This is a genomic window from Actinoplanes sp. NPDC051537 (assembly GCF_055586105.1).
Genome location: NZ_JBVJIU010000038.1, coordinates 21,122 through 27,852, shown reverse-complemented (window position 1 = coordinate 27,852; position 6,731 = coordinate 21,122). Strand labels below are relative to the sequence as shown.

Below are 6,731 nucleotides of genomic sequence, written 5' to 3'. Positions count from 1 at the left end.
AACCCCCCCCCCCACCCCCCCTCCCCCCCCCCCCCGCTCCCCCCCCCCCCCCCCCCCCTCCCCCCCCCCCCCCCCCCCCCCCCCCCCCCCCCCCCCCCCGGGGTGACACGAAGAAAGCTGTTCGGCTTACGCCTTTCGGAGTCGCTGCGCGCCCAGGGCGACGGCGCCGAGGGCGGCCACCACCAGGCCGTAGACCAGGGCCGTCGGGTGCAGGCCGAACGAGGTGGCGGCAAAACCGGCGACCACGGCCGGCAGGCTGAACGCGGTGTAGGCGATCACCAGGGCGACCGCGAACAGCTCGCCGCGCTCGTGCGGGGCGGCCAGCACGGCCAGCGTGCCGAACGAGGCCAGCGCCGAGGCGCCGAAGCCGATGCCGGAGATCACGGTGCCGGCGGCGGCCAGCGAGATGCTCTCCCACTCGAGGCCGGCCACGCTGATCACCGAGCCGAGCGTGAGGAAGGCGCCGGCCAGGGCCAGGACGCGCGGGGTGGGCAGCTTGCGCATCGCGTACGAGGTGATCGCGCCGGTGCCGCAGAGCAGCGTGACCACGAAGCCGCCGACCAGGTGGTTGGTGAGACCGAAGACGCCGGCCGCCACCGACGGGCCGAGGGACAGGTAGAGGCCGCCGATCGCCCAGCTGGCCACGATGATCGGGGCGAGCGCGAGCACGTCGGCGCGCAGGCGGGACGGGACGCCCAGCTTCGGCGAGAGCGAGGCGACGGCGCCGGGGCGGCGGGCCGAGGTCTCCGGGATGCGGACCACCACGAACGCGGCCAGCAGCATGGCGACCAGCAGCAGCGCCCAGACCAGGTGGGTGGGCTCGGGGGCGAACTGGACCAGCGCGCCGCAGCCGAGGGCGCCCACGGCTAGCCCGGCGACCGGGGCGATGCCGTTGATCAGGCCGGCCCGGCCCGGGTCGTGCGGCGGGTTGAGGTCGACCAGCGCCGCGCCGAGCGTGGTGAGCGCGGCCCCGGTGGCGATGCCCTGCAGCAGCCGGGCCACCAGCAGCACGGTCACGTCGCCCGCGGTCAGGAAAAGCGCGAGCGAGGTCACCTCGAGCGCGATGGCGGCGGCCAGCACGGGCCGGCGGCCGACGTGGTCGGAGAGGGCGCCGAGCACCAGCAGCGCCCCGATCAGGCCGAGCACGTAGACGGCGAAGACCACCGTGAGCGTGGTCGCCGAGAACCCCCCAGAGATGCTGGTAGACGACGTAGAGCGGGGACGGCGCGGCGGAGGCGGCCGCGAACGTCACGAAGATCGCGGCGATCGCCGCGAACGCGACCGGGCGGGACAGCCGGCGGCTTCGCACAGCCGGTCGGGCGTCGGCAACGGTGGTCATGAGGCGATTCCTCCCGAGGATGAACAGACAGGTCTGTCTGCTCACACGAGACTAGACAGGTCTGTCTGCTATCGTCAAATGCATGTCCGCCGCATCACCTTCCGCGATCTCGACCGCTTCGCCCGCTGGGCGGAAACCGTCGGCCCGCGAGCGTCTGCTCGCGGCGGCCGACGAGCTCTTCTACGCCGAGGGCGTGCACACCGTCGGGATCGATCGCATCATCGAGCGGGCCGGCGTCGCCAAGGCCTCGCTCTACAGCTCCTTCGGCAGCAAGGAGGAGCTGGTCCGGGCCTATCTCGAGAACCGGCACCAGATTCGCCGCAATCGGATCAGGGCCGGCCTCGAGCGTTTCGACAATCCGCGCGACCGGCTGCTCGGCGTCTTCGACGTGCTGGCCGAGGTCACCGCCACGCCCGGCTTCCGGGGCTGCGCGTTCTACAACGCCAGCGCCGAGTCGGTGGCCGAGGGCGGGGCCGTCGAGCAGGTGTCGAACGCGAACCGGGCCTGGACCCGCGGCCTGTTCACCGAGCTGGCCCGCGACGCCGAGGTCGCCGATCCGCCGGCCCTCGCCGACCAGCTCATGATTCTCTACGACGGCGCCTCGGTCGGCGCCCGGATGGACAAGCACTCCGGGGCCGCGGCGCTGGCCCGGGGCGTGGCCGAGCGACTGCTCGACGTAGCGCTCGAAAACTGAGAAGCCCGCCCTCCACCCCAGGCGGCTACTTGGTGCCGACCTCGGCGTCGTCGAGCGACTCGGACACGCCGGTCGCCGGCGACAGCGGCTGCGCCTCGGAGACCTCGGCCTTCACCGCGGCCTCGTGAGCGACGAAGGTGGGCTCCTCGACGGCCTTCCTGCTGCGGAACAGCGAGGCGATCGCGCCGACGACGAGCAGGCCGATGGCCATCCAGAAGACGATCACCAGGCCGTCGTGGAACGGCTCGGCGATCAGCCGCGGGAAGAACTCGAGGCCGGTCAGGTTGGCCGCGTTGGCCGCTGGGAGAGCGCCGAGCACCTGCGGCCCGAGCAGCTCGCCGATCGGGTTGTAGCCGAGGAACGCCGCGAACAGCGTGCCGACCGGCGGCAGCTGGGCGATCGCGTCGGCGGTCGCGGCCGGCACGCCCTGCCCGGTCAGCCCGCTGGAGAGCGTGTTCGGCAGCGAGCTCGCGAGGCCGGCCACCATCAGCGAGAAGAAGATGCCGATCGACAGCACCTGGCCCGCGTTCTGGAAGGTGGCCCGCATGCCGGAGGCGGCGCCGCGCATGTTGGCCGGCACGCTCGACATGATCAGTGACGTGTTCGGGGCCGCGAACAACCCGCCGCCCAGGCCGTTCACGAAGATCAGCAGGGCGAACACCATGTAGTTGAAGTCGCCCGGCAGCGCCAGCAGGCCGAGGAACGAGGCGGCCATGACCAGCAGACCGCCGGCCGCGAACGGGCGCGGCCCGAACTTGTCGGAGAGATAGCCGGCGAGCGGGCCGGCGGCGAGGAAGCCGATCGTCATGGGCACGAGGTAGATGCCGGCCCACAGCGGGGTGGACTCGTAGTCGTACCCGTGCAGCGGCAGCCAGATGCCCTGAAGCCAGATGATCAGCATGAACTGGAGACCGCCCCGGGCGACGCTGGCCAGCAGGTTCGCCGCGTTGCCGGTGGTGAAGCCGACGTTCTTGAACAGCTTGAGCGGGAACATCGGCTCGGCGACCTTGGACTCGATGATGCCGAAGCCGACGAGCACGGCCACGCCGCCGATCAGGCCGGTCAGGACCCACGGATTGGTCCAGCCCATGGTGTGGCCGCCGTAGGGCTGAATCCCGTACGTGATGGCCGCCAGCACCGCCGTGAGCCCGACCGCGAAGGTCGCGTTGCCCCACCAGTCGATCTTCGCGGGCCGGCGCTGGCCGGTGTCGTGCAGCGACCGGTACGCCCAGACCGTGCCCAGCACGCCGAGCGGGATGTTGACCCAGAAGATCGAGCGCCAGTCCCACTCGGCGAGCACGCCGCCGAGCACGAGACCGATGAACGAGCCGGCCAGGGCCGAGACGATGTTGACGCCCAGCGCCATGCCGCGCTGCTCGGCGCTGAACGCGTCGGTGATGATCGCGGCCGAGTTGGCCATCAGCATCGCGCCGCCGACCGCCTGGAGCACCCGCCAGCCGATCAGCCAGATCGCGCCGCCGGCCCCGTCGAACGGGTCGAGCGAGAGAATGATCGAGGTGATCGTGAAGATCGCGAAGCCCGCGTTGTAGATCTTGACCCGACCGTACATGTCGCCGAGCCGGCCGAGCGTGACCACCAGGACCGCGGTGACGAGCATGTAGCCCATCAGCATCCAGAGCAGGTAACTGACGTTGCCGGGCTCGAGCGGGTTGAGGTGGATGCCCTTGAAGATGGCCGGCAGCGAGATCAGCACGATCGACGAGTTGATCGTGGCGAGCAGGTTGCCGAGCGTGGTGTTCGACAGCGCGACCCATTTGTAGCGCGGGTGATCCACAGCGAGCACGCGAGTGACCTCTTAACTCTTAACTTGTCTGGTGCTGGGGGCCGTTCAGCAGTCCACTGAGCCGGTCGAGCGCGGGCAACGCCGCCACGATCGCCGCGTGGTCGCCCTCGGGGAGCTGCTCCAGCAGGGCGGCGAGCGCGCGGGTGCGGCCCTCGCGCCGGCGCGCGACCGCGGACCGGCCCTCCTCGGTGATGCTGACGACCACCGCCCGGCCGTCGTCGGGGTCGCTCCCCCGGCGGGCCAGGCCTTCCTTTTCCAGGCGGGTGACCAGCTGCGTCATCGCGGGCTGGCTGATCCCCTCGGGCGCGTGCAGCTCGCACAGCCGCTGCGGGCCGTTGCGTTCCAGACGGCGCAGCGTCGAGGCGGCGGTCAGGCTCAGGGTCTCGCGGGGGGTGAGCCGGCGGAGCACCTCGTAGAAGCGCTCGAAGCCGCTCGCGATGGCCGCGTCCTGGTCCGAGACGGTGATTGTCTGCCGCACCCCATTTTTATATCACTGGCTTATACAACTTTACGTGGCCGAGTGATGAAGCACTCATTGCCAGCGGAATGCTCAATTCGCCCAAACGTGCCGCGTTGCGCTGTCGTCCCCCGCGCGGCACGGGTGACAGCATGCCGTCATGGACGAGCAGACCTTCTGGGACCTGGTCGACCGGATCGGCCCCGACCCGGCCGACTTCCAGCGCTTGGCCGACGAGCTGTCCGACCACGGCGCCGCGGACATCCGGGACTTCGCCGACCACCTGGCCCGCGCGCTGCACGCGCTGGACACGCCCGCCCACTATCGCGCGGTGGAGACCTCGGGGGCGTCCTTCTTGGGCGTACGCTGCGCCGCCGTCGCCGCCGGGGCCAGCGCCTACCGCCAGGTCCTCCGGGCCCCCGCCGCGCTCGCGTCCTACGCCCACCGCCCCGGGGCTCAGCTGCTGCCGGTCGCCGAGCGCGCCTTCCGCACGTCGACGCGGGGTGACTGGCAGCACCAGGCGGCGGTCAGCACCCGTACCGGATCCAATGTCGCCGCCTGGGGCGACTCCTGGCTGCACCCGCAGATGGGCACCACCACGACGACGATCGAGGGGCGGGCGCCGCAGGACTTCATGGTCGCGCTGCGGCACGTGGCGCTGACCCTCGACGCCGATCCCACCTGGCGCTCGTGGTGGCGGCAGTCCGGCCTGGCCGCCTGCGAGCTGGGCATCGTGGCCGAGGGCAAGCTCGACCACCTGCGGCCCAGCGCCGACATCCGCCGCTGCGGGGAAAGCCTGCGGGCCAACTTCACCTGCGCGCTGCCGACCGAGGGCATGGAGCTGTCGGCCCTGGCCGCGGCCGAGGTGCGGGCCATGTTCGAGGTGATCCGCCAGGCCATGTCGATGCCCGGCCTGCCGCCGACCCCGCCGGTGCCGACGCTGCCGGCCGACGTGCCCGAGGTGCCGGTCACCACCAAGCCGCTGCCCGAGCTGCCGGCCGAGCTGGAGCCACAGGGTTATCTGACGCTCGCGCAGATCCAGGAATTCTTCGGCTGAGCCCTTTCCGCCGCCGGCTTGACCTTCACCTTGGGCTTGACCTTCACCTTGGGCTTGACCTTCACCTTGGGTGAAGCCCGACGGTAGGTCGTGCCGGTCCCGTTGACCGGCGCGAGGAGGATGACGGCGTGGATCTGCTGACGATCGGCGCGTTCGCCCGCGCGGCGCGGCTGACCCCGAAGGCGTTGCGCCTGTACGACGACCTGGGACTGCTGCCGCCCGCGGCGGTCGACCCCGAGTCCGGTTACCGGCTCTACGACCCGGCGCAGCTCGCCCACGCCCGGCTGATCGCCCGGCTGCGCGAGATCGACATGCCGCTGGCCGACATCCGTACGGTGTGCGACCTCGACCCGGCGGCGGCGGCCGACGCGGTCATCGCCTACTGGCAGCGGGTCACCGCCGGCAACGCGACCCGGGCGCGCCAGGTCGCACTCCTCGTCGAGCACCTGGGAAAGAGGAGCGTCACCATGCCCATCCGCTACGCCTCCCGCCTCGACGCGGGCATCGGACGCCACACCAACGAGGACGCCGCCTATGCCGGCGACCGCCTGCTGGCGGTGGCCGACGGCATGCGCGGCCCGGCTGGCGGCGCCGCCAGCGCCGCCGCGATCGAGGCCCTGCGCGGCCTGGAGCCCGCCAACGAGCCGCTCACGGCCCTGGCCGCCAAGCTGAACGAGATCGACGCCGACCTCCGCGCGGCGTCCGGCGTCACCACCTTGACCGCCCTGATCCGCCACGGCTCGCAACTGGCGCTGATCCACATCGGAGACACCCGCGTCTACCTCCTGCGCGGCGGCGAGCTCGCGCAGCTGACCCAGGACCACACGTGGGTACGCAACCAGGTCGACCACGGCAAGCTCACGCCGCTCGAGGCCGCCGCCCACCCCCAGCGCGCGCTGCTGACCCGCGCCCTCGGCGCCGGCCCGCAGCCGGTGGAGGCCGACCTGGCCCTGCGAACCGCCCTCCCCGGCGACCGTTACCTGCTCTGCTCGGACGGCTTGTCGGCGGTCGTGCCCCGAGACGCCATCCAGGCCGCGCTGTCGGCCGGGTCGGCCCCCGACGAGACCGCCGACCGCCTGGTGGCCCTGGCCCACGAGGCCGGCGCCCCCGACAACATCGCCGTGGTGGTCGCCGACGTGGTCGCCGACATCGAGGAGGCGTAGCCATGTGCCGAGAGTTCGAGCTGCTGACCGCGGCCGTGGCCAAGTCGCGCCTGCGGGCCCACCGCCCGCCCGGCGTGACCCGCGAATCCCGGCGGATCGCCCGCCGTTCCCGGCAGACCGAAGAGGCCCGCCTCCACGGCACCACCCAGTAGTCACCGACCAGCGCCCGAGGCCGCCCACGACGGCAACACGGCCGGCGGCCTCGACTCCGGGCCAC

Annotated in this window: 7 protein-coding genes; 4 read left to right on the top strand and 3 right to left on the bottom strand. The window is 72.2% G+C overall.

Going from position 1 to position 6,731, the window contains the following annotated elements; genetic code table 11:
- Positions 1-126: 126 nt before the first annotated feature.
- Positions 127-1,164 (bottom strand): MFS transporter, encoded by a 1,038-nt coding sequence (locus ACZ6TB_RS48230; protein ID WP_465568472.1) that lies wholly within the window; start codon positions 1,162-1,164, stop codon positions 127-129.
- Positions 1,165-1,421: 257 nt separating this feature from the next.
- Between ACZ6TB_RS48230 and ACZ6TB_RS48225 the strand changes: the two genes are divergently transcribed.
- Positions 1,422-2,033 carry a TetR/AcrR family transcriptional regulator gene (locus ACZ6TB_RS48225; RefSeq protein ID WP_465568469.1) on the top strand — a complete coding sequence of 204 codons (612 nt, stop codon included), beginning with the start codon at positions 1,422-1,424 and terminating at the stop codon, positions 2,031-2,033.
- A gap of 25 nt (positions 2,034-2,058) precedes the next feature.
- Here the strand turns inward: ACZ6TB_RS48225 and ACZ6TB_RS48220 are convergent, their stop codons facing one another.
- Entirely contained in the window at positions 2,059-3,837 is a 1,779-nt protein-coding gene (locus ACZ6TB_RS48220) for an MFS transporter (RefSeq protein WP_465568467.1), read from the bottom strand.
- Between the two features lie 19 nt (positions 3,838-3,856).
- Positions 3,857-4,315, bottom strand: coding sequence for a MarR family winged helix-turn-helix transcriptional regulator (locus ACZ6TB_RS48215; RefSeq protein WP_465568464.1), 459 nt, complete (start codon positions 4,313-4,315; stop codon positions 3,857-3,859).
- A gap of 139 nt (positions 4,316-4,454) precedes the next feature.
- Here ACZ6TB_RS48215 and ACZ6TB_RS48210 point away from each other — a divergent pair, with 139 nt between their 5' ends.
- The 3 genes from ACZ6TB_RS48210 (at position 4,455) to ACZ6TB_RS48200 (ending at position 6,666) form a co-directional block, all read left to right on the top strand.
- Positions 4,455-5,351 carry a DUF4240 domain-containing protein gene (locus ACZ6TB_RS48210; protein ID WP_465568461.1) on the top strand — a complete coding sequence of 299 codons (897 nt, stop codon included), beginning with the start codon at positions 4,455-4,457 and terminating at the stop codon, positions 5,349-5,351.
- 128 nt (positions 5,352-5,479) lie between these two features.
- The gene (locus tag ACZ6TB_RS48205; protein ID WP_465568459.1) at positions 5,480-6,514 is read left to right on the top strand and encodes a MerR family transcriptional regulator; all 1,035 of its coding nucleotides are present in this window, start codon (positions 5,480-5,482) and stop codon (positions 6,512-6,514) included.
- 2 nt (positions 6,515-6,516) lie between these two features.
- Complete coding sequence (locus ACZ6TB_RS48200) at positions 6,517-6,666, top strand: hypothetical protein (protein ID WP_465568457.1); 150 nt, start codon at positions 6,517-6,519, stop codon at positions 6,664-6,666.
- Positions 6,667-6,731 lie beyond the last annotated feature (65 nt).